This is a genomic window from Bacillus sp. GW823-FHT06A11 (assembly GCF_058795355.1).
Genome location: NZ_JBXAHS010000003.1, coordinates 925,318 through 949,315, shown reverse-complemented (window position 1 = coordinate 949,315; position 23,998 = coordinate 925,318). Strand labels below are relative to the sequence as shown.

Annotated in this window: 28 protein-coding genes; 18 read left to right on the top strand and 10 right to left on the bottom strand. The window is 33.2% G+C overall.

Translation table 11 applies throughout. The features are described from left to right. Nucleotides 1-16: 16 nt before the first annotated feature. Complete coding sequence (locus tag AC1Q8L_RS19040; RefSeq protein WP_000499377.1) at nucleotides 17-781, bottom strand: DUF817 domain-containing protein; 765 nt, start codon at nucleotides 779-781, stop codon at nucleotides 17-19. Nucleotides 782-1,057: 276 nt separating this feature from the next. Between AC1Q8L_RS19040 and AC1Q8L_RS19035 the strand changes: the two genes are divergently transcribed. The 5 genes from AC1Q8L_RS19035 to AC1Q8L_RS19015 all read left to right on the top strand — a co-directional run bounded on the left by AC1Q8L_RS19035 (nucleotide 1,058) and on the right by AC1Q8L_RS19015 (nucleotide 5,133). Then, complete coding sequence (locus AC1Q8L_RS19035; RefSeq protein WP_000902726.1) at nucleotides 1,058-2,092, top strand: FecCD family ABC transporter permease; 1,035 nt, start codon at nucleotides 1,058-1,060, stop codon at nucleotides 2,090-2,092. Next, nucleotides 2,093-3,109: a FecCD family ABC transporter permease gene (locus tag AC1Q8L_RS19030; RefSeq protein WP_000653811.1), complete on the top strand. Its 1,017-nt coding sequence runs from the start codon at nucleotides 2,093-2,095 to the stop codon at nucleotides 3,107-3,109. A gap of 21 nt (nucleotides 3,110-3,130) precedes the next feature. Continuing rightward, nucleotides 3,131-4,039 (top strand): iron-hydroxamate ABC transporter substrate-binding protein, encoded by a 909-nt coding sequence (locus AC1Q8L_RS19025; RefSeq protein WP_098312081.1) that lies wholly within the window; start codon nucleotides 3,131-3,133, stop codon nucleotides 4,037-4,039. 215 nt (nucleotides 4,040-4,254) lie between these two features. After that, entirely contained in the window at nucleotides 4,255-4,806 is a 552-nt protein-coding gene (locus AC1Q8L_RS19020) for a GNAT family N-acetyltransferase (protein ID WP_025117958.1), read from the top strand. A 99-nt stretch (nucleotides 4,807-4,905) separates the two neighbouring features. Further along, on the top strand, nucleotides 4,906-5,133 hold the full coding sequence (locus AC1Q8L_RS19015; RefSeq protein ID WP_001047523.1) for a coiled-coil domain-containing protein: 228 nt from the start codon (nucleotides 4,906-4,908) through the stop codon (nucleotides 5,131-5,133). A gap of 71 nt (nucleotides 5,134-5,204) precedes the next feature. On the opposite strand, the gene AC1Q8L_RS19010 is transcribed toward AC1Q8L_RS19015, so the two are convergent. Then, nucleotides 5,205-6,530 (bottom strand): ArsB/NhaD family transporter, encoded by a 1,326-nt coding sequence (locus tag AC1Q8L_RS19010; RefSeq protein ID WP_000437985.1) that lies wholly within the window; start codon nucleotides 6,528-6,530, stop codon nucleotides 5,205-5,207. Nucleotides 6,531-6,792: 262 nt separating this feature from the next. Between AC1Q8L_RS19010 and AC1Q8L_RS19005 the strand changes: the two genes are divergently transcribed. Then, complete coding sequence (locus tag AC1Q8L_RS19005; protein WP_000407045.1) at nucleotides 6,793-7,143, top strand: YojF family protein; 351 nt, start codon at nucleotides 6,793-6,795, stop codon at nucleotides 7,141-7,143. Nucleotides 7,144-7,158: 15 nt separating this feature from the next. Further along, nucleotides 7,159-7,821: a bacillithiol biosynthesis deacetylase BshB2 gene (gene bshB2, locus AC1Q8L_RS19000; RefSeq protein ID WP_000439489.1), complete on the top strand. Its 663-nt coding sequence runs from the start codon at nucleotides 7,159-7,161 to the stop codon at nucleotides 7,819-7,821. 112 nt (nucleotides 7,822-7,933) lie between these two features. Here bshB2 and AC1Q8L_RS18995 read toward each other — a convergent pair whose 3' ends face one another. Beyond that, the gene (locus AC1Q8L_RS18995) at nucleotides 7,934-8,677 is read right to left on the bottom strand and encodes an SDR family NAD(P)-dependent oxidoreductase (protein ID WP_000768026.1); all 744 of its coding nucleotides are present in this window, start codon (nucleotides 8,675-8,677) and stop codon (nucleotides 7,934-7,936) included. Between the two features lie 573 nt (nucleotides 8,678-9,250). On the opposite strand from AC1Q8L_RS18995, the gene AC1Q8L_RS18990 reads away from it, so the two are divergent. The 3 genes from AC1Q8L_RS18990 to AC1Q8L_RS18980 all read left to right on the top strand — a co-directional run bounded on the left by AC1Q8L_RS18990 (nucleotide 9,251) and on the right by AC1Q8L_RS18980 (nucleotide 11,477). After that, complete coding sequence (locus AC1Q8L_RS18990; protein ID WP_000608950.1) at nucleotides 9,251-9,631, top strand: hypothetical protein; 381 nt, start codon at nucleotides 9,251-9,253, stop codon at nucleotides 9,629-9,631. Between the two features lie 1,024 nt (nucleotides 9,632-10,655). Continuing rightward, nucleotides 10,656-10,934: a hypothetical protein gene (locus AC1Q8L_RS18985; protein ID WP_000865000.1), complete on the top strand. Its 279-nt coding sequence runs from the start codon at nucleotides 10,656-10,658 to the stop codon at nucleotides 10,932-10,934. Nucleotides 10,935-11,252: 318 nt separating this feature from the next. Then, the gene (locus AC1Q8L_RS18980) at nucleotides 11,253-11,477 is read left to right on the top strand and encodes a hemolysin XhlA family protein (protein ID WP_000390469.1); all 225 of its coding nucleotides are present in this window, start codon (nucleotides 11,253-11,255) and stop codon (nucleotides 11,475-11,477) included. A 43-nt stretch (nucleotides 11,478-11,520) separates the two neighbouring features. Here the strand turns inward: AC1Q8L_RS18980 and AC1Q8L_RS18975 are convergent, their stop codons facing one another. Continuing rightward, nucleotides 11,521-12,087: a DUF5823 family protein gene (locus AC1Q8L_RS18975; RefSeq protein ID WP_000570042.1), complete on the bottom strand. Its 567-nt coding sequence runs from the start codon at nucleotides 12,085-12,087 to the stop codon at nucleotides 11,521-11,523. Nucleotides 12,088-12,484: 397 nt separating this feature from the next. Here AC1Q8L_RS18975 and AC1Q8L_RS18970 point away from each other — a divergent pair, with 397 nt between their 5' ends. After that, nucleotides 12,485-13,684: a multidrug effflux MFS transporter gene (locus AC1Q8L_RS18970; RefSeq protein WP_492339477.1), complete on the top strand. Its 1,200-nt coding sequence runs from the start codon at nucleotides 12,485-12,487 to the stop codon at nucleotides 13,682-13,684. Between the two features lie 537 nt (nucleotides 13,685-14,221). After that, the gene (locus AC1Q8L_RS18965) at nucleotides 14,222-15,613 is read left to right on the top strand and encodes an amino acid permease (protein WP_001284404.1); all 1,392 of its coding nucleotides are present in this window, start codon (nucleotides 14,222-14,224) and stop codon (nucleotides 15,611-15,613) included. Nucleotides 15,614-15,788: 175 nt separating this feature from the next. On the opposite strand, the gene AC1Q8L_RS18960 is transcribed toward AC1Q8L_RS18965, so the two are convergent. After that, nucleotides 15,789-16,808, bottom strand: coding sequence for a zinc-binding alcohol dehydrogenase family protein (locus AC1Q8L_RS18960; protein WP_025117960.1), 1,020 nt, complete (start codon nucleotides 16,806-16,808; stop codon nucleotides 15,789-15,791). A 187-nt stretch (nucleotides 16,809-16,995) separates the two neighbouring features. Here AC1Q8L_RS18960 and aiiA point away from each other — a divergent pair, with 187 nt between their 5' ends. Then, nucleotides 16,996-17,748 carry a quorum-quenching N-acyl homoserine lactonase AiiA gene (gene aiiA, locus AC1Q8L_RS18955; RefSeq protein WP_098312083.1) on the top strand — a complete coding sequence of 251 codons (753 nt, stop codon included), beginning with the start codon at nucleotides 16,996-16,998 and terminating at the stop codon, nucleotides 17,746-17,748. Between the two features lie 40 nt (nucleotides 17,749-17,788). On the opposite strand, the gene AC1Q8L_RS18950 is transcribed toward aiiA, so the two are convergent. The 3 genes from AC1Q8L_RS18950 to AC1Q8L_RS18940 all read right to left on the bottom strand — a co-directional run bounded on the left by AC1Q8L_RS18950 (nucleotide 17,789) and on the right by AC1Q8L_RS18940 (nucleotide 19,297). Then, nucleotides 17,789-18,283 (bottom strand): hypothetical protein, encoded by a 495-nt coding sequence (locus tag AC1Q8L_RS18950; RefSeq protein WP_000901701.1) that lies wholly within the window; start codon nucleotides 18,281-18,283, stop codon nucleotides 17,789-17,791. A gap of 89 nt (nucleotides 18,284-18,372) precedes the next feature. Next, on the bottom strand, nucleotides 18,373-18,837 hold the full coding sequence (locus AC1Q8L_RS18945; RefSeq protein ID WP_000965811.1) for a DMT family transporter: 465 nt from the start codon (nucleotides 18,835-18,837) through the stop codon (nucleotides 18,373-18,375). A 13-nt stretch (nucleotides 18,838-18,850) separates the two neighbouring features. Next, entirely contained in the window at nucleotides 18,851-19,297 is a 447-nt protein-coding gene (locus tag AC1Q8L_RS18940; protein WP_002039063.1) for a DMT family transporter, read from the bottom strand. Nucleotides 19,298-19,405: 108 nt separating this feature from the next. On the opposite strand from AC1Q8L_RS18940, the gene yeiL reads away from it, so the two are divergent. The 4 genes from yeiL to AC1Q8L_RS18920 all read left to right on the top strand — a co-directional run bounded on the left by yeiL (nucleotide 19,406) and on the right by AC1Q8L_RS18920 (nucleotide 22,188). Then, entirely contained in the window at nucleotides 19,406-20,098 is a 693-nt protein-coding gene (gene yeiL / locus AC1Q8L_RS18935) for a transcriptional regulator YeiL (protein ID WP_000754830.1), read from the top strand. Nucleotides 20,099-20,111: 13 nt separating this feature from the next. Beyond that, a complete protein-coding gene (locus AC1Q8L_RS18930; protein WP_025117962.1) occupies nucleotides 20,112-20,465 on the top strand; it encodes a glyoxalase superfamily protein in 354 nt (117 codons plus the stop codon). Between the two features lie 150 nt (nucleotides 20,466-20,615). Further along, nucleotides 20,616-21,659: a flavin-containing monooxygenase gene (locus AC1Q8L_RS18925; protein WP_025117963.1), complete on the top strand. Its 1,044-nt coding sequence runs from the start codon at nucleotides 20,616-20,618 to the stop codon at nucleotides 21,657-21,659. A 280-nt stretch (nucleotides 21,660-21,939) separates the two neighbouring features. Next, the gene (locus AC1Q8L_RS18920; RefSeq protein WP_000666948.1) at nucleotides 21,940-22,188 is read left to right on the top strand and encodes a hypothetical protein; all 249 of its coding nucleotides are present in this window, start codon (nucleotides 21,940-21,942) and stop codon (nucleotides 22,186-22,188) included. A gap of 36 nt (nucleotides 22,189-22,224) precedes the next feature. Here AC1Q8L_RS18920 and AC1Q8L_RS18915 read toward each other — a convergent pair whose 3' ends face one another. Together AC1Q8L_RS18915 and AC1Q8L_RS18910 are read right to left on the bottom strand one after the other, a co-directional pair. Further along, nucleotides 22,225-23,262, bottom strand: coding sequence for a serine hydrolase domain-containing protein (locus AC1Q8L_RS18915; RefSeq protein WP_071714613.1), 1,038 nt, complete (start codon nucleotides 23,260-23,262; stop codon nucleotides 22,225-22,227). 100 nt (nucleotides 23,263-23,362) lie between these two features. Beyond that, on the bottom strand, nucleotides 23,363-23,557 hold the full coding sequence (locus AC1Q8L_RS18910) for a hypothetical protein (RefSeq protein ID WP_025117965.1): 195 nt from the start codon (nucleotides 23,555-23,557) through the stop codon (nucleotides 23,363-23,365). Nucleotides 23,558-23,690: 133 nt separating this feature from the next. Here AC1Q8L_RS18910 and AC1Q8L_RS18905 point away from each other — a divergent pair, with 133 nt between their 5' ends. Continuing rightward, a complete protein-coding gene (locus AC1Q8L_RS18905; RefSeq protein WP_006929472.1) occupies nucleotides 23,691-23,972 on the top strand; it encodes a hypothetical protein in 282 nt (93 codons plus the stop codon). The last annotated feature ends 26 nt before the right edge of the window (nucleotides 23,973-23,998 follow it).

Below are 23,998 nucleotides of genomic sequence, written 5' to 3'. Positions count from 1 at the left end.
TTTTACATAATCAGCATTATCTTTTTGATTCCTTCAAATGTTTGAGCTGCGTGACAATCATAATGCTAATAACAACGAGTAAAAACCATGAACTAATTTTGCTTAAGTGAACGAGACTCCATGCTTCCCGTTGATTTGGATATTGCCATGCTCCGAAAAATGTTGCGATGTTCTCTGCAATCCAAATGAAAAATCCGATAAGGAAAAAGGAGAGAACGAGTGGCATTTTATATGTAACGCCTTGTAATGAAAATTGTACAAATGTGCGAGAGAAAACAATGAATAGTAGTAAAGTTAATATCCATCTAAAATCGTATGTAAAGTGGTGTGTGAAAAAATTGAAGTAAATCATAGCTCCTAACGGCACGGCAAAAATAGCTTTCGGCCAATGATGCATTTTTAAATGCAACCTTCTCCACGCTTGACATATGTAACTCGCGACACTCGCATACATAAAACCGCTGTAAAGTGGAACTCCAAAAACCTTCGAATATGCCTCTTCGGGATAACTCCATGAACCGAAATGTACTTTATATATTTCTAGTAAAAGGCCGATGAGGTGGAAGATGGTAATTACTTTTAGTTCGTCTTTTGTTTCAAGACCCGTCTTGTACATAATCCACTGCATAAGAAGGCATACGATGAGTATGAAATCATAGCGGTATAACCCTGGGATTGAAACAATTTTTGAAAGGGCTAGTGTTAAGAAAATAATGACTGGGAATAAGCAAGATAATGCTTGTTCGTAAGTGAAATGTAGTAGTTGTTTTATATAGAACATTGTGTCACCTTCGATGTTTTTATTGGGAAAATCAAAATAATCAATAAGTATACTACAATTTAAAAAATAATCCAGTAGTCTATTTTGCATGTATTTGTAAGTTTTAGAAGGGAATTGTAATGAGTATTTTAATATTGTAGAAAAGTGAAAAAATAGTTTGCTATTTAAAAAAAGTGGGGATATAATATCTAAATGAAAATGATAATTATTATCAATAATAATTATAAATAAAAAATAATTACAAAAAACAACTGAATATAAAGGATGAAATGAAACATGTTACATAAGTCTACTGTACATGCTGGTAATAACCGCTGGATACATATTAAGTTCATATGTTTCATGAGCTTAACAATTTTATGTTTAATTGGATCTATATTTTTAGCCATTTCATTTGGTGCAAAGGATATTCATTTACAAACGGTGTGGACTGCGGTTTTGGATTACAATCCGAAATTAACGCAGCACCAAATTATTTATGAATTAAGGCTCCCGAGAGTAATTGGAGCAGCAGTTGTAGGGGCAGCTTTTGCGGTCGCTGGAGCGGTTATGCAAGGAGTAACACGAAATCCTTTAGCTGATGCAGGTGTACTTGGCATAAATGCAGGAGCGATGTTTGTAGTAGCACTTAGTTTTGCTTTTTTTCCGCATATGCCGTATTCCTATTTAATGATTGTTTCCTTTATTGGAGCAGTCTTAAGTACAGTACTTATTTTTGTTATTGGATCAGCAACATCAGGTGGGTTAACACCAATGAGGTTAACGATTGCTGGAGCTGTAATGGCAGCGCTTTTACATTCATTAAGTTCAGGTGTTGCGATTTATTATGATTTAAGCCAAGATTTAGCGTTTTGGTATGCTGGTGGTGTTGCAGGGGTTAAGTGGGAACACTTGAAATTTTTAGTCCCTATTATTCTTATAACGATTATTTTTGCAATAGTGTTAGGGAGATCTATTTCACTCATATCAATGGGGGATGATGTTGCTACAAATTTAGGAGTGAAAACGAACCGAACGAGAATACTAGGGATGATTATAGTAGTTATTCTAGCAGGTGTTTCTGTTTCAGCTGTTGGTTCTATTGGATTTGTAGGACTAGTTATCCCGCACATTGCTAGAAAATTAGTTGGTGTGAATTATAGACTCATTATTCCTATGTCAGCATTATTAGGAGCTATGTTATTAGTTGTAGCTGACCTAGGAGCTAGAACAGTAAATCCTCCTAAGGAACTTGCGATAGGGATTATGGTAGCTCTTGTTGGAGTTCCATTCTTCCTCTATATAGCACGTAAAGTTGGGAGGGCGTTATAAGTGAAAGATCTTTTTAACACGGATAAAAAGAGAGCTATTACTATAACTACAATATTCGGATGTGTAAGTATCGCTGTAATTTTAATCAGTCTAAATACAGGGACACTGAGTATAGAGCCACTTAAAGTAATTCAAACACTTTTTGGTTATGGTGATTTTGAGAGCGCAACCGTGCTATATGATTATCGTATGCCAAGAATTATAATCACCATGTTAGCTGGTATTGGCCTTGGGATTTCCGGTGCGATTTTGCAAGGATTATCCCGTAATGCACTTGCAGACCCTGGTATTCTTGGACTGCATTCAGGTGCATCTTTCGGGCTAATTATATTCGTTACATTCTTTCATTCTATTAATGAAAGTGCATCTATTTTAATACCGTTATTTACATTTGGCGGAGGAGTATTAGCTGCATTTCTTATTATTTTACTTGCGATTGATCGGTCAAATGGTTTACTTCCCATTAGACTTATTCTCGTTGGTATTGCAGTTTCAGCTGGTTTTAGTGCAATTTCGTTATTTTTCTCTCTCAAGTTAAATGATGAGACGTATACATTCGCTTCTAGATGGCTAGTTGGTAACGTGTGGGGAAGGGATTGGATTCATGTCCTTGCATTATTACCTTGGATTTTCATACTAACCCCTTATGCGTGGCTAAAATCTAAAACGTTAAATGCATTGTCACTAGGTGATAGTGTAGCGGCAGGACTTGGTGTTTCTGTTCAAAAAGAACGGTTATTACTTTTAGCTACAGCGGTTGGATTATCTTGCGCAAGTGTATCGATGGCAGGAGGGATTGGTTTTATCGGTTTAGTTGCTCCGCATATCGCAAGGAAGTTAGTAGGTACTACATATCAACACTTTCTTCCTTTAGCTGGCATTATCGGAATGATTATTTTAGTGCTAGCAGATGCGATAGGTCGTTCTATATTTGAGCCAAACTCTATTCCAGCTGGTGTAGTAGTGGCGGCATTAGGAGCACCGTATTTTCTTTATTTACTTACAAAAACAAAATAAATACTTCAAAGAGGAGAACATATGAAAAAGAAACTTACTATTTTATTTAGCATGATGTGTATTTTAGTATTAGCAGCATGTGGTCAAACGAAAGCTAATGAAGAGGCAACGAAAAAAACGGAAAAAAGTAATGATCCAAAAATCGCCTCTATGTCCATTCATTTAACAAATAATTTACTTGCATTAGGAATTACACCAGTAGGTTCTGTTATTGGCGGAGATTTAAAAGATTTCTTACCGCACGCAAAAGAGCAGTTGAAAGATACGAAGAAACTTGGTGTTGTAACAGATCCGAATATGGAAGCGTTACTTCAATTGAAGCCAACTGACATTTATGTGGATGAAAAATACGCGGGCAAAGATTTAGCGAAATACGAAAAAATTGCAAAAACACATGCTTTCAATTTAGATGAAGGTACGTGGAGAGATCATTTAAAACAAGTTGGTAAACTTGTAAACCGTGAGAAAGAAGCAGATAAATATATTCAAGATTACGAAGAGCAATCAAAACGAGTAAAAAGTTTAATAGATAAAGAGCTAGGTAATAACGAAAAAGTAATGGCAATTCGCGTTACTGCAAAAGAATTACGTGTATTTAGTACAAAAAGACCGATGGGACCAATTTTATTCCAAGACTTAGGATTACAACCTGCAAATGGTGTAGAGAAAATTGATGGAAACCGTCCTTTCGAAGTCATTTCACAAGAAGTATTACCTGACTTTGATGCAGATGCTATTTTCGTTGTCGTTAACAGAGATGATAAAGCGAAAGCTGCATTTAAACAACTTCAAGAAACACCAATTTGGAAAGACTTAAAAGCTGTTAAAGGTAAGCACGTATACATTATTAATGACCAACCATGGCTTGACTATTCTGCTTTAGGTAACAAAATGGCAATGGATGAAGCGGAGAAAATGTTTACGAAATAATATAGTTTCGCTATTAGGAAAGGCCCTCTAAATTTGGAGGGCTTTTTATTATTGTTAGAATAAACGAAAAATTATACAATGAAGTTAATTTCGTGTAGAGGAGATGTGCCAATGTCAGCGCTTATTGTAAGTATCCCGTGTATAAAGCAGTTTATAGAATAAGGGAATAAATAGGCTAATAATTATCCCTGTTATTAAAAAAGGGGGAGTTTGAAATGACAATGAATCTTTTTCAAAATAAAACGATTAAATTATCAGCTATTAGAGAAGCAGATGCTGAAGTAATGGCTATGTGGCAAGAAGATAGTGAGTATTTAAGGAATGTAGATACAGATGTAGCATTCCCGCAATCGATACAAGAAATAGCAAGTGATGGGCTATTAAAGGGACGGAGATCGAATAGTGTTTCTTTCATGTTAAGGACAGTTCAAGATGATCGCTTAATTGGTTTTGTTGCAATTCATGGCATAGAGTGGAATAACAGAACGGGTTTATTAGCTATTGGTATAGGAGATGCGAATGATAGGGGGAAGGGATATGGAAGAGAAGCGATCTATCTTATCTTAAAATATGCTTTTTATGAATTGAATTTACAACGCGTCGGTCTTGATGTTATTTCTTATAATAAAGCTGCTATTGAGTTGTATAAAAAGATGGGTTTTCGGATGGAAGGCTGTATGAGAGAAGCGGTTCAAAGAGATGGGAAGTATTTTGATCGTATCATTATGGGGATATTGCGGGATGAATGGATAGAGCTGCAAGGTTAGAAAGTACATTCAAAATTATATATGTAGTATGCAGGAGATATAATGATAATTGGCGAATTTTTACAATGTACTGATTGAACTTATAAGGAGTCATGAAAAATGAATTTAGAAAAAAGTAAACCAGTAAATGAAGAGGTCGCTGAATTAAAGGAATTAATTAAAGAATTACACGGAAGTGTACATCAACTTCAAAGTGAAGTGCAGCAATTAAGGCATGAAAGACCGGTTGTTGAAGTAAGAAAAGGTGTTCAATTATCACCAGCAATCGTTGGACAAATTGGTGGTATGATATTGGGTGGATTAGCAATTATCGGTATATTTTGGTGATAAAAAAAGGTTTGCAGCACGATGCTGCAAACCTTTTGTATTTGACGATATAATTTCATGCAATACAACTTTTACATTAAATAACGTAAATATATATAAGCATGTGATAACAAGAGTGCAACAATAGTTAATGGTAAACCAATTTTTAAGAAGTCCATATAAGAGAAAGCATGTCCTTCACGTTTTGCAATACCAGCAACGACTACGTTTGCAGATGCTCCGATTAGCGTTCCATTTCCTCCTAAGCAAGCTCCAAGAGATAACGCCCACCATAGTACTTCGATTTGCGGAGAATCGACAGATAGTCCGAGTCCTGTAGCTAAGTCTTGAATAAGAGGAATCATCGTTGCAACAAATGGGATGTTGTCGATTGTCGCAGATGCGATGCCAGATACCCATAAAATAAGTATAGATGCAAATCCGATGTCACCGTTTGTTACGTCGATTACTTCTTTTGCAAGTGAAGAGATAAGTCCGATATCAATTAACCCGCCAACGAGAACAAATAATCCGGCGAAGAAGAAAATGGTTACCCATTCAACGTGGGCAAATACATCTTCAATATCATGTTCTTTCACGCCGATTAACATAAGAAGTGTAGCGCCTGTCATCGCGATAACAGCAGCGTCTACATGAATAATCGAATGAAGTACGAAGCCTAAAATAGTTAGTCCTAAAATCGAAATAGATTTTAAAAGGAGGCTTTGATCTTTAATGTAATCTTTTTCGTTTAATGCCATTAGTTTTTCGATTTGTTCAGGTGTTGTTTTTAGTTTGTTACGATACATGAAGTAAATAATGCCAAGTGTCACGATAGAAATAATAATTACGATTGGAGCTAAGTTAAGTAAAAAGGCGTTAAAGTCTAAATGCTTGTTTGCTGATCCAATCATAATATTAGGTGGATCACCGATTAATGTTGCTGTTCCGCCTATATTTGAAAACAGCACTTCTGAAATCAAATAAGGCACAGGATTTACTTTTAAAATACGTGTAATGGATAATGTAACAGGAACGATTAATAAAACAGTCGTTACATTGTCCAAAAATGCTGATCCGACAGCAGTTAATAGGGATAGTAATAATAAAATGCGAATCGGTTTTCCGCCAGCTGCTTTTGCCGCTTTAATGGCCACAAATTCAAAGACGCCTGATTGACTCGTAATATGTACGAGAATCATCATCCCAATTAAAAGGGTAATCGTTTCCCATTGAATATGTGATGTGAAAGCAGTATGTAAATCTACAACTCCAAAAATAATCATAATAGCAGCACCGAATAGTGCGATTACAGCACGATTCAATTTCTCAGAAATAATAAATCCGTACGTGATTAAAAATACGGCAATTGCAAAATAATATTGCCAATTTGCTACTTCATGTGCTGACTGTTCCAATCATGTCACCTTCTTTAAATTATGTATTCAATTGTCGAAATGTATCTCGCTGCAATAATACGGGATAAAATATATTGTAGCAAATTCAAAAAAGAAAGAAAACTATTTAACAAAGTGAAGGAAAAAATGTATTTTTTACATATCATATAAAAAATATAAAAAACACAGTGCAAATTATTAGGAAAAGTGAGCGTTGTCCTCTAATATAGAGATAGCAATTTACATTATTTTTGCGTAAAATGGTTTAAAGAGGTGAATTCCGATGGAAATAGTAAAAGATAGTTCTCTTATTCAAAATGAAATTGAACGTTTTGTAAATAAAGATGTATATATTCATTTAGAAACGACAAACGGAGCGTATGCATCACACATAAATGAAAAGATGATGACAGTTGGTGCTTTCATTCGAAATGCAATTATCCGTTTTGAACGCGGGAAGATAACTGGAACAAATCCATACCGAGTTGGTCTGAAAATGGATCACGGTTGGGTATATGCTGAAGGTATTACGCACTGGGAAGTAGACGATCAAGAGCGTTTATTACTGGCTGGACATGATAATTTAGGTCGCTTAGCAGTTGCACTTGAGTTGAGCTTAACACCATTTAAATAAGAAGGAGGGAAACTTATGGAGAGACATGTACTTGTTGTATTTCCGCATCCAGATGATGAAGCATATGCTGCGGGAGGAACAATTCGCTTATTAACAGATCAAGGAGTACCTGTAACATATGCATGTGGTACTCTAGGACAAATGGGACGTAACATGGGTAAGAACGTATTCGCTAACCGTGAAACGATTCCAAATATCCGTAAGAAAGAATTGAAAGATGCTTGTGAAGCGATGGGTATTAAAGATTTAAGAATGCTTGGCTTCCATGATAAAACGTTAGAATTTGAAGATGTTGATTTCGTTGCTGACAAAATTGAAGCAATCATTCAAGAAGTAAATCCATCTCGAATTATTACATTTTATCCAGAGCACGGTGTACATCCAGATCATAATGCATTTGGCCGCGCTGTCGTTCGCGCTGTATCACGTATGCCAAAAGAAGAGCGCCCAGTTATCCATGCTGTTGCGATTACGAAAAATCGTGAAGCAGTATTAGGAGAACCGGATGTTGTAAATAACATTAGTGAAGTATTTGATCATAAATTAACTGCATTAGGTGCGCACCGTTCACAAACAGAAGCAATGCTGGAAGACACGCATGCAAAAATAAAAAACAAAGATGCAGCAACATTAAAATGGCTGCAACTTGAACAGTTTTGGACTTATAAATGGGAGTAGGCTAGAAGGATACCTTCTAGTTGCTCTTACATAGAAAAAGCGCCGTCACTTGTGATGGTGCTTTTTCTTGTTGAAGACTATATATTTCTTAGGGTGCTTCAAAAATTTTAAATTAACGTGCAGTATAGCCTCCATCAACAAGAAGTGTTGTACCGTTAACAAAACTAGCATCATCACTTGCTAAAAACAAGACAGCTTTAGCGACTTCTTCTGGTGTTCCAAGTCTGCCTTGTGGATGAAGTGAAGCTAAATATTCTTTTTGTTGAGGATTAACACTACCTAGTAAAGGGGTGTCAATATAACCAGGGCACACCGCATTAATACGTATTCCATATTTAGCGTAGGCAGTACATAAATTTTGAGTTAATAGTTTCACACCACCTTTTGCAGAGGAGTATGCTGTTGGGGTAGGTAATGAAACAAAACTATGAATCGAACCAGCGTTAACGATGACACCACCTGTACCTTGTTTAAGAAATTGTTCAATTGAATATTTATCAGAAAGGAATACCCCAGACAAATTAATATCAATAGTTCTTTTCCACTTTTCATAGGATAATTCGTTTGCCGGTGCATCATCAGCAACGCCGGCATTTGCATACATAATATCTAATTTACCGTATGTACTTACTGTCTCATGAATTAGCTGTTTAATATCTGCCTCATTTGTTACATCGGTTTTAATAAATAACGTATTGTATCCATGTGCATTCAATTCATCTGATAGTTCTTTTCCACGTTCAGAAAAATCAGCAATAACTACTTTTGCACCTTCTTTGATAAAAAGACGAACAGTAGATTCGCCAATTCCACTTGCACCACCAGTTATGATTGCTACTTTGTCTTTTAATTTCATATAAACCTCTCCATTCATCAATGAATTTAAGTCGAATTTTTAAATCAGGTTATATCATTATTAACCTTAAATAGTAAGTAGATAGAAGAAACAGTTTGCGTTTACTTAATTGTGAGAGTGCTATTTTTTTATTGTAATTTTTTATACAGTGATGGAAGAAAATATTAATTAGGTCAATTTTATCATCAGATTGAATATTCAGTAAAGTATTCTTGAATAGAGTGAGTGCTGAAGTTAAACTACTAATCTACATAGATAGAACGAGAGAGACTACATATAGTTGCTCTTTTTATTTTATTAATTAACAAATTTTCAAACTTGCTGATGATGTAGTGGACTTAAATAAGTCACTTGTTTTTAAATTGAATCAAAAATAAAAAACAGTAAAAATAAAACGCTTAATAATAATTATTTATTGAAAAACAATAAATAAAATGATATTATCAAATTGAAAATTAGTAAGAGAGGTGCTTTTTATAAAATGTAAAACGAATGTTATGTATTAAAAAGAAATTGATGTAAATTAGATAAATTATATATATTAATAGATAAATAAGAAAAGGGAGTTAGAGCATGATTAATAAAACAGTAAAGAAAGTTATCTTGATTGCGGGTGGTTTGTATATTACATATTTAGTAGGTGTAGTTATTTTAGCGGAATCTATACCGTATCCTACATCTCAACAACTTAAAGAAGCCGAAAGAGTAGTTGAACGCTATGTAGGTGAAAATAATGGAGTAAAAATGATAAATACATCTAGCAGCTTCACGGCTGAGATGTTCAATCATACAATTCATATTGAAGGAAATTCAAAAGAAAATCCGGAACAATTATATCGAATGAATTTAGATCAAGTTTCTAATGAAAGTGAAAAAATAACCGAAAAATCGATAAATACAGTTTGTAAATCAAATGATGGAGGAAAGAATTTTACGTGTGCTGATACTGAATAGCTAAAAGTAGGATCCGTAGCAGCATAGTAACAGTTGATAACCATTACTCTAGTTAAATAGGAAAAAGCCTCGCAGGGGGGCGAGGCTTTAAACAGGGTATTAAAAATTATCGATTCATTAAGAATAACTTCTTTTGAATAAGCTAATTTTAGCATGATAACTCATCTATATGTGTTACGAATTTATGAACAAAAAATCAATGATAAAAATACAGAAAAGACAATAATTTATTTGGAATCTGTATCATTACATAAAGTTTGAGTGAAAAAGAAAGTATACTTTTGTATTGAGGAATAAAGATATAGTCTGCCTACGGAAATAGGCAGGCTATTTTTTTATAAAGAAAAGACAACTTGAGGTAGAGTCCGTGTTAAGAAATAAGATCGTTCAAAAGATAAAGATATTGTATTGAAACACGTCATTATTCGTGGAATAAGTTATATTTTTGATAAAAAATCTTTAAAAAGCATTATAATCCCTAGAAGAGATAAGACTTCAATTGAAAACCAAAATACACTTTTTTGAGGTTTTTTAAACTCCATTAGTATGGAGAAAAATAAAAAGATAGCAATGAGAAATATAATTAAGAGACGAAGTATATCAAACATAAATAGCACTCCTAATAGTTAATTTGTTTTACTATATAGTTATTTCCAATTTTACAGAATGTAAGAAGCGACTTATCAATATTAAAGCAAAAAGTTCTCAGAAGCTATGAATTAAAAATAAAATTTTTTTTGAATCACTGAGCACAGGGGGATTATCTATTAATTAGCTTGGTGATTGAAAGAGTAATTTTTTAATCTCTTAAATGTCCGATTGGTTTAACTAAATAATCAGCGGGGAATGGACAAACCACCTACTGATTAGAATTTCACTTTATTTGTTTTCTTTTTTATCTAAATCCTTAGAATTGATATTTAGTAGTGATTTATAAGAAACATATATTTTGAATTATTTAATAGAATAATATATATTTATATTGATTTAGTGATTTTAGTTTGTTAAAAATGGGGAAATCGATATGAAAGTTAAATTTGCCGTAATAAAAGATGAGAATTTTGATTGTAGTATATTGGAAACAAAATTATTGAAAACTTTTAAAGAAGTAGATTGTGAAGCAGATATTGTAAAGGTTGAGGATGAAATTTTTGAAAACAATGATATACAAACGCATTTATCAGAAATAACCATTCATGTTACTGGAAAAAATATTGGATATAGATCCGTTTCAGCCAGTATATTTATTGTTCTAGAGAGTTTATCAATACAGCTATTTCGTATTCATATTAGTATACTTTAAGCAGTTCAAAAAGTGGATTCTTCAGAAAATCATACTGATTATATTGAGTTGTAAATATGAAAACAATAGAAATTATCGTAGGTGCTCCCGAATGGTGGATTGCACCTTGTTTGTTGTTAAATAAACAAGGGATTCCTTTTTAAATTTTAATCTATCTTAACGCTAATTTATAAATAGAAGAATGGAAACATGTGAGTAATTCAATTAGATTGTACAAATAATTTGGTACGCGGATATACGCAATGTATTCACAGGTAAGAGGGTTGTCTCATAATATATATAGATTTTTCTATTAAGATGAACAGAGGGTGTGAATATATGGAAGATGTTTACGCTAAAATTGACAGTCTCAAGGCGGAGCAAAAAGAAATGATGAGAGACATTCGAAATTTAGAAACGCGTACTACTATTAATGAGAAAGACATAGCAACAATCAATAAGCAATTAGAAAAAATAAGTACAAACACTACTTGGATTTTGCGAATTATTATTAGCGCGATAATAATGTCAGTTTTAGGATTGATATTAAAAGGGATGATTTAAAAGAAAGAGGGGAGCTCCCTCTTTCTTTTATGTAAATGAGAAACTATAAATTTTCCGTTTCCTTTTCGTCTGCATACTTATCCTCTAAGGAAATTAATAGAGGGATTGATATAGTTACAAGAATGATTAAAGTGGTGATAAAAGATTTAGAAAGAGAAAAAGAACCTTGAATTAAAGGTGATAAAAACTTGAATGAAAGTATACTTGTTATGAAGGAAATTACTAAAAAGCTCAAAAGAGATATATTTTTATTCTTTATAGATGTCTCTATAAAGTCTTTAACACAGGTTATTACGACAAATATAGTTAATATGATAAGAGAAACAAAATAATGTGTTAAATTCGTCATATTAATAGTAGGATCGTCTATTATGTAAGCAAGTAACTTAGATACTAATATTCCTCCAAACAATAAAATAATAAAAGAAAGTAATCCTTCCAATATATAAGTGCTGAAATTGTCTTTCTTGTTAAAGAGTTTATAGTTTAGAGTAGATTGGGTTATTTGAATTAGGAATAGGGTAATAATCCATACATAATATACAAATGGTAATTCTCCTGAGAATAGAGAAATTAGAAAGTTTACTACTGTCCTTAAAATTTCAATCATTACGAAAGTCCTCCTACTTGTTCAGCTTTATGACATTAGTAATATATGAGTATATCATTTTATAATTAGGTTTATAGATTCAAACTATTTCTAATTATTCCATAATAAGGTGGTTATATCAAGTAGTTATCTTCTATGGCGTGTATTAGTTGTTCACTAATATAAAAAGAACATTTGAACGTTAATACTAGAAAAATAAAAGTAATATGTAATATAATTGAAAAAGTATATTTAAAAATCGATGTTAATATTACCCTCCTATAAGTATTAACATACGTAATTGAGGTGTTTTCTTTGTTGTTTTATGACCGGATTTCTATAATGGCCCCTCCTGTTCCGTAGCTAAGGAAAGTCTTTTTATTTCTGGGATTTTCAAAGTTATAGGAGGGTATGAAAAATGAAAAAAGTCTCAGTACCATCACTTTTGTTAATGATTGTTCTTGTCGCATTTCCGCAAATTAGTGAAACGATTTACACACCGTCTTTACCTGATATTTCAAAGGCGTTACATGTAAGTAATAATGAGGTGCAGTTAACGCTTAGTGTGTATTTTGCTGGATTTGCTTTAGGTGTATTTTTTATTGGATGGCTATCAGATATAATTGGCCGTCGCCCAGCAATGTTATTTGGAATTGTAATATATGGCGCTGGGAGTTTCTTATGCTATATTGCAAATTCCATTGAATTTTTATTGGTAAGTCGTTTTATTCAAGCGTTTGGAGCAAGTGCAGGATCAGTTGTGACGCAAACGATTCTTCGTGAAAGTGTAGAAGGGCATAAGAGGCATGTTATGTTTGCTCAAATCTCGGCAGTCATTGCTTTTACACCAGCGATAGGACCGTTAATTGGTGGCTTTCTTGATCAAATGTTTGGATTTAAAATAGTATTTTTAAGTTTAGTAGTTATGAGTATCGGTATTTTTCTGTATACGTTTGTTTCTCTTCCTGAAACAAAAACGGGCTCAGTAACGAATAAAATAAATGTGTTTTCAGTCTTGAAGAGGCTAATTACAAATCCGAAAGTAGTAACATATGGGCTATTAATTGGAGGAGCAAATGGTGTTTTATTTAGCTATTATGCAGAAGCGCCGTTTATCTTTATTGAATACTTTCAATTATCGCCTAGTATGTATGGATTTCTAGGAATTGTTGTAGCGTCTGCTTCTATTGTTGGAGCGAAAGTTTCGAAACGTTTACTTGCTACTTATAAACCAGAGAAAATTATATATATCGGTTGTCTCGTAATGACAGGAGGAGCTATCCTTTTATCTGTTATTACGTTTGTTGGATCAAATCCAAACATAATATATATGATTGGATTTTTAGTAGCGATGTTTATATTGCTATTAGGAATTGGAGTAGCGTTGCCTAACTGTTTAAGTTTAGCATTAGTAGATTTTCAAGATGTTATTGGTACAGCAGGTGCATTGTTTAGCTTAGGGTACTATGTAATTGTAACGATAACAATTTGGGGAATGAGTCAACTGCATACGGGCTCGTTACTAGTGATGCCACTTTATTTTCTAGTTATTGTAGTTATAATGGCAGTGTTTACTAGGGTGTTTATCTTTGGTAAGCAAACTTTGAAATCGGTTTAAATATGAAATCGTAAAAGAGTCTCATTTTTAAATGAGGCTCTTTTATATTTTGGCTGGGGTAAAGAAGTTAGTAGTTTATTAATATATTAAATTTCTTATTGGTATATAAATCGAATGTGTGGGAAATTACGTTATCAACTATAAAGGTTGAAGTATTTGACATATGAAACCGAGGAAGAAATGCTCTCCTCTGTTATTTATATTGTAATAATATACATGTCGGAATCATATTGAATAGATGTATTTTATTGTTAATTTAGTTAAAAATTAACCAGACTTATGTATAATAATTTATTGAAAAAATAATTGAATTTTTCAGATTAATGAATTAATATAAGGTAAGTAATTTTAAGATTTATAGAATATTGGAAGATGAAAGGTTTTGAGAATTTTATTAGGAGCACAAAACGATTTTAGGATAGCTTTAAAGCTAGTGTAAAATGACGTTTGCTTCATCATTTTCAGGGCCGAAAGGAATTAGGGGAAAGCATCTTGTGTTAAAATGCGGTTATGAATCATCTAAGAGGGGGAAGTGAAGTGGCAAACAAAGAATTGAAAAGAGGTTTAGAAGCACGTCATATTCAAATGATTGCTTTAGGCGGAACGATTGGTGTTGGTTTGTTTATGGGGTCAGCCAGCACAATTAAATGGACAGGTCCGTCAGTAATGCTTGCTTATGCAATTGCAGGTATTTTCATCTTCTTCATCATGCGTGCCATGGGAGAAATGTTGTATATGGAGCCAAGTACAGGCTCATTTGCGACATTCGGTCATAAGTATATTCATCCACTAGCTGGTTATATGACAGCGTGGAGTAACTGGTTCCAGTGGGTTATCGTTGGGATGTCAGAAATTATCGCGGTTGGAGCGTATATGCAATATTGGTTCCCGGATTTACCAGCTTGGATACCAGGTATAATTGCAATGGTTATTCTTGGTGCAGCTAACTTAATTTCTGTTAAGTCATTTGGTGAATTTGAATTTTGGTTTGCGATGATTAAAATCGTTACGATTCTATTAATGATTATTGCAGGATTTGGCCTTATTTTCTTCGGAATTGGTAACGGCGGAGAAGCGATTGGCATATCTAATCTTTGGTCAAATGGCGGTTTCTTTACAGGTGGTTTTTCAGGATTCTTCTTTGCATTATCACTTGTAGTTGGAGCGTATCAAGGTGTGGAATTAATCGGTATTACTGCTGGTGAAGCGAAGGATCCGAAGAAGACACTTACAAGAGCGATTCAAAGTACAATTTGGCGTATTTTAATTTTCTACATCGGTGCTATTTTCGTTATTGTAACTGTGTATCCGTGGGATCAATTAAGTACAATTGGTAGCCCGTTCGTAGCAACTTTTGCGAAGGTTGGTATTACGGCTGCTGCGGGATTAATTAACTTTGTTGTTATCACAGCAGCAATGTCTGGTTGTAATAGTGGTATTTATAGTGCTGGTCGTATGCTGTATACGTTAGGTGTAAATGGACAAGCGCCGAAATATTTCACGAAACTTTCTGGAAATGGTGTACCTTTATTCGGAACAGTTGGCGTAATTATCGGTTTAGCGGTTGGTGTTGTTTTAAGTTACATCGCACCGAAAAACTTATTCGTATATGTATATAGTGCGAGTGTACTTCCTGGTATGGTACCATGGTTTGTTATTTTAATTAGTCAAATTAATTTTAGAAAAGAAAAGGGAGCAGAGATGAAAGATCATCCGTTCAAAATGCCGTTTGCTCCTGTTACAAACTATTTAACAATTGCCTTTTTAATTATGGTATTAATCGGAATGTGGTTTAACGATGATACGCGCATTTCATTAGTTGTAGGTATTATTTTCTTAGCTATCGTTACAATTAGTTTCTATGCTTTTGGAATAGGAAAGCGAGCTCCGTTAGACGTTCAAAATAATAAAGAGATTTCAAGTAAATAAAGAAAAGGCTGTTCATCTGGAACAGCCTTTTCATATTGTTGCTATTTGTCGATAAATCGATATAATTTGATTTGTGATAGATATATTTGAAAAATCGTTGATATATTGTACGTTATGATAGATATATTCGAAAAATCGTTAATATAATTTCACATACTATCTGTCACTATCATGATTAAAATTTCTCTAATACGATTTTCCCAATGGTGTGCCCGCTTTCAAGTAGTGCATGTGCTTTCTTTAAGTTTTCAGCGTTAATCGGTGTTAATGTTTCATTTAAGGTAGTCTTTAAAATGCCTTCATCTAGTAGTTCGCTTACTTTATTTAATAGTTCGTGCTGCGTAATCATATCGCCAGTTTCATACATCGCTTTTGTAAACATAAACTCCCAAACGAGTGTAGCACTTTTACTTTTTAAAATACTCATTTCAAGAGGGTGTTCATTTTCTACGATAGAGCAAATTTTGCCTTGTGGTTTAATGAGGTCACATATTGCTTGCCAATGTTGATCTGTATTGTTTAAGCAGAAAATATAATCTACATCGCTGAATCCAAGGCTTTGTAATTGCTCTTTTAAAGGGGTATGATGGTCAATTGTATGGTCAGCTCCAAGCTTTTTAACCCAGTCTATCGTTTCGCCGCGGGAAGCAGTTGCGATTACATTTAGTCCAGCCCATTTTGCAAGTTGAATTGCGATTGAACCGACACCACCAGCTCCGCCGATAATTAAAATGTTTTTAAATGAATTCGTATCTTTTTTAGTATGATCAATGCCTAAACGCTCAAATAAACCTTCCCATGCTGTAATCGCTGTTAAAGGAATTGCGGCAGATTCAGCATCATTTAACGTTTTTGGTTTCTTACCGACAATTCTTTCATCAACTAAATGATATTCACTATATGTACCTTGTCTCGTAATGCTTCCAGCGTAAAATACTTCGTCGCCTTCTTTAAATAATGTACAACCTTCGCCGGTTTGTACAACAACACCACTAGCATCCCAGCCAAGCATTTTCGCTACATCTTCTTTTTTCTCTTTTGGAGATCGAACTTTTGTATCAACTGGATTAACGGAAATAGCGTTAATTTTTACGAGTATATCTCTTCCTGTGGCAACAGGTTTTTCAATTTCCAGATCAATTAAACTGTTTTCTTCTTCAATAGGTAAGTATTCATGTAAACCAATTGCTTTCATTTGTAATCCCTCCATTAAAGTAAGAATCCTTTATTTCTATATTATAGTTGGTGGAATACTGCTATGTAAAAAAATACCCTCTTTTTTATGCAAGCTGTACTGATAGTCTAGAAGGAGTTTATTTCTAAAAAGAAGAATTTTTTAATGTATTACTTTATCCAAAACTAAATGTAAAGGTGGATACATAATGACAGTAAAGAAACTTTATTTCATCCCAGCAGGTCGTTGCATGTTGGACCATGCGTCTGTTAACAGTACGTTAACACCGGGGAAACTATTAAACTTGCCGGTTTGGTGTTATCTTTTGGAGACGGAAGAAGGTCCTATTTTAGTAGACACTGGTATGCCAGAAAGTGCAGTTAATAATGAAGGGCTTTTTAACGATACATTTGTTGAGGGACAGATTTTACCGAAAATGACTGAAGAAGATAGAATTGTCAATATTTTAAAGCGTGTAGGGTATGATCCAGAAGACCTTCTATATATTATTAGTTCTCACTTACATTTTGATCATGCAGGAGGAAACGGTGCTTTTACAAATACACCGATTATTGTGCAGCGAACGGAATATGAGGCAGCACTTCATAGAGAAGAATATATGAAAGAATGTATATTACCGCATTTGAACTACAAAATTATTGAAGGGGATTATGAAGTGGTACCAGGTGTTCAATTATTGTATACGCCAGGTCATTCTCCAGGCCATCAGTCGTTATTCATTGAGACGGAGCAATCCGGTTCAGTTTTATTAACAATTGATGCATCGTACACCAAAGAGAATTTTGAAGATGAAGTGCCGTTCGCAGGATTTGATCCAGAATTAGCTTTATCTTCAATCAAACGCTTAAAAGAAGTTGTGATAAAAGAGAAACCGATTGTTTTCTTTGGTCATGATATAGAGCAGGAAAAGGGTTGTAGAGTGTTCCCTGAGTATATATAGTGCAAAAAGTCATGAGTTCGCGTGCTCATGACTTTTTCGTTTAAATAATTTTTTTAAATAAATTATAAACTTTTTTTGAACTATCTTCGTTTAACTGATAGTACGTAAGGTTTACATCATCAGGAGTATCTTGCTGAGCAATCATCACTTCGCTGCTGTGATGATCAACTACCCATATGAAATATTTTTTATAAGTTCCATCCTCGAAAGTAATCCACATATCACAATCTATTAAGTCTGATCCTTCTTCATCTAATGTTAATTTACCTTTTTTTGCGGTATTCATACTGTTAATAAACGTTTTTAATTCATCTGTTTTTGTGAGAAAGATATCCTGTTTTGTTTTAATTGATTCTACATGTATATCTTTTATTTCCTGTTTTCCCAAAAAAACAGGGGGCTCATTTGGATCTCGCGAGCTTGAAATAATAGTAGCTTTCTTTTTCGGTTTATTTGCAGTATAGAGATCTTGAATAGATTTTCCTGAGTTTATAAACCATGCAATTCCAGAAATAATTAATACGCTACCTAGCAATAAAATAATTTTTTTAATAGGATTTTCTCCTCTCTATTACTTCGTGTGAAGAGCTTTTCTATTAATATATGATAGGTAAGCGTAAAGTATTATAGTTGAACTTGGTTATGCTTCACAGTTTTTATCGGGCGATCTATGAGTAAATTGTAAGTGAGCCCAATTAATACGAAAATGCCACCGATAACTTTACCAATTGAGAGTTCATTTGTCAGGAAGAAATCAATAATAGTCCCCGCAAATAATTGTCCGATAAAGATGAGTAATGTTAAATAGAAGGCTGATATTTTAGGAGTAATATAGTTGGATAATGAAATAACGATAACTCCTACTAATCCGCCTAAGTATACGGCGATAGGAATAGATTGCAACTTATGAATAGGGATATACAATGAATCTGAACTGAAAATTAAAAATAACATAGAGAAAAATAATCCAGTAATATAATTGAAAAACGTGCCTTCCCAGTTTCCAATTTCCTTTGCTAAATTCGCGTTAATAATTCTAGCAACAACGATAGAAACACCAGCTAAAATAGCGATCGTAATATATAACATTTTCTTGCCCCCATTAATAAATTGTCATGATTATAATTCCAGAAGAGATGAAACATAATCCAATTAGTTTTTTCTTTTCAAACTTTGCAACTTTCATTCCTAATAAGCCGAAATGATCAATAACGATGGAAGCAATAGATTGACCGAGTAAACTTAATGCGATCGTAATAGAAGCACCAAGTACGGAGAAACTTATATTGTTAAAAAGAACAGTGAATACTCCAATCGCTCCAGCGCTATATAAAAAAAGTGGAATACTTTTATCGAAACGAATTTTATTTTTGTTTATGATTAAAATGAAGATAACTGCAATTAAACCGACAAGGTGAATGACCACGCTTGCTGTGTACTTGCCAATTAACTCAGATAAAATCCCATTCAATGGAAGCATAACGGCGATGAGCACACCAATAAAGACAGAAAGAAAGTTATACAATGTAATATCCCCTTTGTATTTCATATTTGTAATGACTGTATCATGCTGAAATTGTGTATTGTTATGACATATGTCATAGTGGAAGAAGAAAATTTTGATTACAATGGGGATGAGTTGTAAAGGTGGGGAACTATGAAGAAAGTATGTAATTCTATTAAATTAGCAGAGTATATGAAGAAAAATAATATTGATTCATTTTTTAGTCATGATATGAAGCCATATATGGAACTTATATTTTTTAAAAAGAATGAGTTTATTTGTAGAGAAAATGAAGAGATAGATTATTTATATTTCTTTGTTGAAGGAAAAGCGAAAGCGTTTAACACATTAAGTAACGGGAAATCCGTATTACTGTGTTTTTATGATAGTTTGCAGTTACTTGGAGATGTGGAGTTAATTCATTCCCAAAGGATTACTTCAAATGTACAAGTGATGGCAGATTCATATTGTGTTGGTTTACCATTAGGAAAAGTGAGAAATCAGCTATTTCATGATGCGAAATTTTTAAGATGTATTTGTGGATCGTTAGCACATAAGTTAAATCGACTTTCAAAAAATAGTACAATTAATTTATTGTATCCGCTTGAAAATAGACTTGCGAGTTACATGTTAGCAGCAGGGGAACGAGCAGTTCAGCATGAAAATAGAATTGTATTTAGTGGGAATTTAACGGAAATAGCGGAATTGTTAGGAACGAGCTATCGGCATTTGTTGCGAACATTAAATATTTTTTGTGATAAAGAGATAATAAAGAAGAACGATGGATGCTATGAAGTAGTAAACGTGGATGTTTTGAGAGAATTGGCAGCAGATGTTTATAAATAGGAGGAGAGTATAAATGATAACACCTATATTTAGAATTTTTGATATTGAAAAAGCAAAACTATTTTACTTAGGTTTTTTAGGATTTAAACTGGATTGGGAACATCGGTATGAGGAAAATATGCCATTATATTTGCAAATTTCGTTACAGGATGCTGTGATACATTTATCAGAACATCATGATGATGCCTCACCAGGTGGTGCGATTCGGATCAAAATAGATGATGTAAAGGATTATCATTCTGTATTATTAAATAAAGAATATGCTTATTCGAAGCCGAATATAGAAAAAACACCTTGGGGTACAATTGAATTAACTGTAATTGATCCGTTTTCAAATAGAATTACACTGTACGAGGAAAAATTGTAGAAATGGAATGAAGAGTAGTTCATAGAGCAGTGAACTGCTCTTTTTTATTTTGAGTAGATATTGAATCATATAAAAAGAAAATGTTATGATTATGGAAACGTATGAATATATGAACAAGTATTCATATGTTTAAGAAGAGGAGGGATTAGAATGAAAGATCTAATTATTATTGGGGCGGGTCAAGCTGGATTAACAATGGGATATTACTTGAAGCAAGAAGGGTATAATTTTTTATTACTTGAGGCAGGAAAACGAGTTGGTGATTCATGGAGAAATCGATATGATTCTTTGCAGCTTTTTACCCCAAGGTCTTACAGTAGCTTGCCGGGTATGGCGTTAATAGGTGAAAAAAATGAATTTCCATATAAAGATGAAATTGCAACTTATTTAGAAGAATATGCAAGACATTTTCAATTACCGGTACAATTACAAACGGAAGTTTTAAAGATAAAGAAAGAAAAAGAAATATTTGAATTACACACTCCTACAGAAATTTTACAAACGAAAAAAGTTATTATCGCATCAGGTGGTTTTCAGCAACCGTTTATTCCCTCAGTTTCAGCAAATCTATCATCACATATTTTTCAAATACATTCATCACAATATAAATCACCATCACAAATTCCTAAGGGAAAAGTACTAGTAGTAGGTGGTGGGAATTCAGGAATGCAAATTGCAGTAGAACTGGCAAAGACTCATGAAGTTACGGTGTCTATTAGTCATCCTTTAACGTTTTTACCGTTACAACTTTTTGGAAAAAGTATTTTTAATCTGCTAGAAAAAGTGGGTTTATTGTACGCTGAAATAAATACAAAGAGGGGAAGATGGTTTCAGAAGAGAAAGGACCCTATTTTCGGTTTTGAAGGTAAGAAACTTATTCGTAATGGAGCAATCAAACTGCAAGAAAAAGTAGTAAGTGCATCAGGAAATAACATTATGTTTCAGAATGGTGATACTTATAGTGCAGAAAGCATTATATGGTCAACTGGTTTTGTTCAAAATTATAATTGGATTGAAATTGAACAGGCAGTGAATGAGAAAGGATTTCCTAATCATATAAAGGGAATCAGTCCAGTAAAAGGATTGTATTATATCGGTTTACCATGGCAATCTCAAAGGGGTTCCGCACTTATTTGTGGTGTAGGAAAGGATGCAGAGTATGTACTTTCTGAAATCAAAAAAATAGATCAGTAGCAATAACTACTGATCATCCATATGTACATGAATTAGGAGAGGTCAAACATTTATTAACTTTATTATAATAGATTTTCATAGAATTAAAAACTGAAAATTCAAATTTAATGTTGAGAAAGTTTTTTGTATCGAAATATATGAAAAAATAGGGATTTTTATTAAAACAGAAAAAGATATTTCTATTTTAGTAAATTATGATATAGTCTAAATAAGCGTGTTTTTCCATAAATGTAATTATTTTCATTGTAATTTTGTTTATATGAGGGAAGGAGAAGTAATTATGAAGTTTGATGATCAACGCTTACTAGGAGTCCGATTAGGTTCTGTACTTGTGACAGAGGAAAATCAATATTTAGTAATTAAGAAAAAAGATCATTATGCACTGTTAAATATACATAATTTAGAATGCACTCATGTTGAAGTGCAGTTAGAACATTTGGAAGAAATGTTGCGGGAAGATTTCCAAGAAAGTATAACGGAGATTATCGCACCAGAACATATAAAAATTGTTGCGAAAAATGTTATATAGATAAAGAAGCTGGAAGGAACAGCTTCTTTATTTTCATTATAAGGATAACGTTTTTACAACCTCACCAATGATCCCTTCCATTTGATGAACACCTAAATCGGAATTAGTCATAATAACAGCACCATTCCCGCAGTATGGATAACAAACCATCATACATTGAAATCCAACGCCCCATCCGAGTGAATAAATCTGTAATTCTTCATTAGAATCATCTAGAAAAACACCTAATCCAGTCCATTTTGAGCAACCTTGAGGAGAAATCATGTCTATTACTAATTTTTGAGAAAGTTTTAGTTTGCCCTTTCCTTGTAAGGAATGAATGATTTCAATAACTAAAGCTGATAAGTCAGTTGGTGTTGTCCAAATACCTGAAGCAGCTGCGAATGGATAAAATGGATACTTCTCATTTGTTACAGTTCTATCTTTATTATGTCCGCAAGCAAAAACATCGGTTTTATCTATGTCTTTTGGAGAAAAAAGTGTACTATTTTTCATTTGTAATGGCTGGAAGATGTGTTCTTCTAATAACTGACTAAATAATCTTCCTGTAATATCTTCTAGTAGTAGTTCGATTATACAAAAGTTTGCGTCTGAGTAGTGAAATTCACTTTCTGGTTTATAAGTTACCTCTATAGGTACGGGGCAATATAGTGTTTTACCGGAAAGGAGCTCAGACATATTAGGTAAGCCTTTTGCAGGTGTATAATGTTCAAAACTATTAGGTGGATCAATGAGTCCAGATTGATGGCTTAATAAGTTTCTCAAAGTGATGCTTTTTTGTGAAGTAAATAGATTAGTAGGAATGTTCCAAGATGTGAGTTTATCATTTACGTTTTCATCTAAATATACGATACCTTGCTCTGATAATGTTAGTACGAGCATTGTAGTGATGAATTTGCTGATAGAACAAGAATTAAAGAGAGAATTTGTAGTAATAGCTCTAGTTGTTCCAGCTTCAAGTGTTCCAAAGGCAGTCGCTTCATCTAGTTTGCCATTACATATAACAGCGAGGCTTAAACCTGCAACGGAATATTGGTTCATTTTCTCGTATATATTGCTAATTTTTAAGTTCATGGTGACTCCTTTCTTTAAAGACAGAATATTATTTTTATTATACAGTAGTAAAAAAAAGAAAACACTTCGTAATTCACCAATGAAGTGTTTTCTTTTTTAGTTAGTTTGAAGTGAACTTTTGAAAAAATTTGTCTCGGTACATGTACATAACCCAAGAGATTGTTATTAAAGAAATGATGATTTGTTTGTTTTTAATTGTTGCATTGAGAACAAGCCAACCAACTATATCAAATAATAAATGTAGCACGATTGAAAGAACTACAAATTGAAGTAACGTATTTAAAAATCTTTTCATAAAGTGTCCCCCTAAAATAATAGGTTTTATTAACAGTTTGATATAGTAGTATTATACATTAAATGCTTTATGTGGTAAAATTTACCTAAGTTAGTGAAATAAAACAAACGAAAGTTAGTAAGGGGGAACATTCATGGAATTCTGGATGGTTATACTAATATTAGCCTTTGGTTTCATTTATATCGCTGAAAAATTAGCTACAATTGAAAAGAAAAATGATGCGCGTTTAAAGAGAATTGAAGATAGATTACAATTAATTACGAAAGAAATGGGAATTGTAGAAAGAGAACCTGAAATTAATAAAGAACTACGCCAGCTTGTAGAAGAAGGAAAAAAAGTTACAGCAGTTAAGAGAGTAAGAGAAGCTTTTGGTTTTTCCTTACTAGAAGCGAAGCAATATGTTGATAAATTATAAAAAAGATCATCCATTTGGGTGATCTT

Coding starts and splice junctions, on each gene's coding strand:
- AC1Q8L_RS19040 (WP_000499377.1), bottom strand. CDS start 781: ATGTTCTATATAAAACAACTACTACATTTCACTTACGAACAAGCATTA.
- AC1Q8L_RS19035 (WP_000902726.1), top strand. CDS start 1,058: ATGTTACATAAGTCTACTGTACATGCTGGTAATAACCGCTGGATACAT.
- AC1Q8L_RS19025 (WP_098312081.1), top strand. CDS start 3,131: ATGAAAAAGAAACTTACTATTTTATTTAGCATGATGTGTATTTTAGTA.
- AC1Q8L_RS19020 (WP_025117958.1), top strand. CDS start 4,255: ATGACAATGAATCTTTTTCAAAATAAAACGATTAAATTATCAGCTATT.
- AC1Q8L_RS19015 (WP_001047523.1), top strand. CDS start 4,906: ATGAATTTAGAAAAAAGTAAACCAGTAAATGAAGAGGTCGCTGAATTA.
- AC1Q8L_RS19005 (WP_000407045.1), top strand. CDS start 6,793: ATGGAAATAGTAAAAGATAGTTCTCTTATTCAAAATGAAATTGAACGT.
- bshB2 (WP_000439489.1), top strand. CDS start 7,159: ATGGAGAGACATGTACTTGTTGTATTTCCGCATCCAGATGATGAAGCA.
- AC1Q8L_RS18995 (WP_000768026.1), bottom strand. CDS start 8,677: ATGAAATTAAAAGACAAAGTAGCAATCATAACTGGTGGTGCAAGTGGA.
- AC1Q8L_RS18990 (WP_000608950.1), top strand. CDS start 9,251: ATGATTAATAAAACAGTAAAGAAAGTTATCTTGATTGCGGGTGGTTTG.
- AC1Q8L_RS18985 (WP_000865000.1), top strand. CDS start 10,656: ATGAAAGTTAAATTTGCCGTAATAAAAGATGAGAATTTTGATTGTAGT.
- AC1Q8L_RS18980 (WP_000390469.1), top strand. CDS start 11,253: ATGGAAGATGTTTACGCTAAAATTGACAGTCTCAAGGCGGAGCAAAAA.
- AC1Q8L_RS18975 (WP_000570042.1), bottom strand. CDS start 12,087: ATGATTGAAATTTTAAGGACAGTAGTAAACTTTCTAATTTCTCTATTC.
- AC1Q8L_RS18970 (WP_492339477.1), top strand. CDS start 12,485: ATGAAAAAAGTCTCAGTACCATCACTTTTGTTAATGATTGTTCTTGTC.
- AC1Q8L_RS18960 (WP_025117960.1), bottom strand. CDS start 16,808: ATGAAAGCAATTGGTTTACATGAATACTTACCTATTGAAGAAGAAAAC.
- aiiA (WP_098312083.1), top strand. CDS start 16,996: ATGACAGTAAAGAAACTTTATTTCATCCCAGCAGGTCGTTGCATGTTG.
- AC1Q8L_RS18945 (WP_000965811.1), bottom strand. CDS start 18,837: ATGTTATATATTACGATCGCTATTTTAGCTGGTGTTTCTATCGTTGTT.
- AC1Q8L_RS18940 (WP_002039063.1), bottom strand. CDS start 19,297: ATGAAATACAAAGGGGATATTACATTGTATAACTTTCTTTCTGTCTTT.
- yeiL (WP_000754830.1), top strand. CDS start 19,406: ATGAAGAAAGTATGTAATTCTATTAAATTAGCAGAGTATATGAAGAAA.
- AC1Q8L_RS18930 (WP_025117962.1), top strand. CDS start 20,112: ATGATAACACCTATATTTAGAATTTTTGATATTGAAAAAGCAAAACTA.
- AC1Q8L_RS18925 (WP_025117963.1), top strand. CDS start 20,616: ATGAAAGATCTAATTATTATTGGGGCGGGTCAAGCTGGATTAACAATG.
- AC1Q8L_RS18920 (WP_000666948.1), top strand. CDS start 21,940: ATGAAGTTTGATGATCAACGCTTACTAGGAGTCCGATTAGGTTCTGTA.
- AC1Q8L_RS18915 (WP_071714613.1), bottom strand. CDS start 23,262: ATGAACTTAAAAATTAGCAATATATACGAGAAAATGAACCAATATTCC.
- AC1Q8L_RS18910 (WP_025117965.1), bottom strand. CDS start 23,557: ATGAAAAGATTTTTAAATACGTTACTTCAATTTGTAGTTCTTTCAATC.
- AC1Q8L_RS18905 (WP_006929472.1), top strand. CDS start 23,691: ATGGAATTCTGGATGGTTATACTAATATTAGCCTTTGGTTTCATTTAT.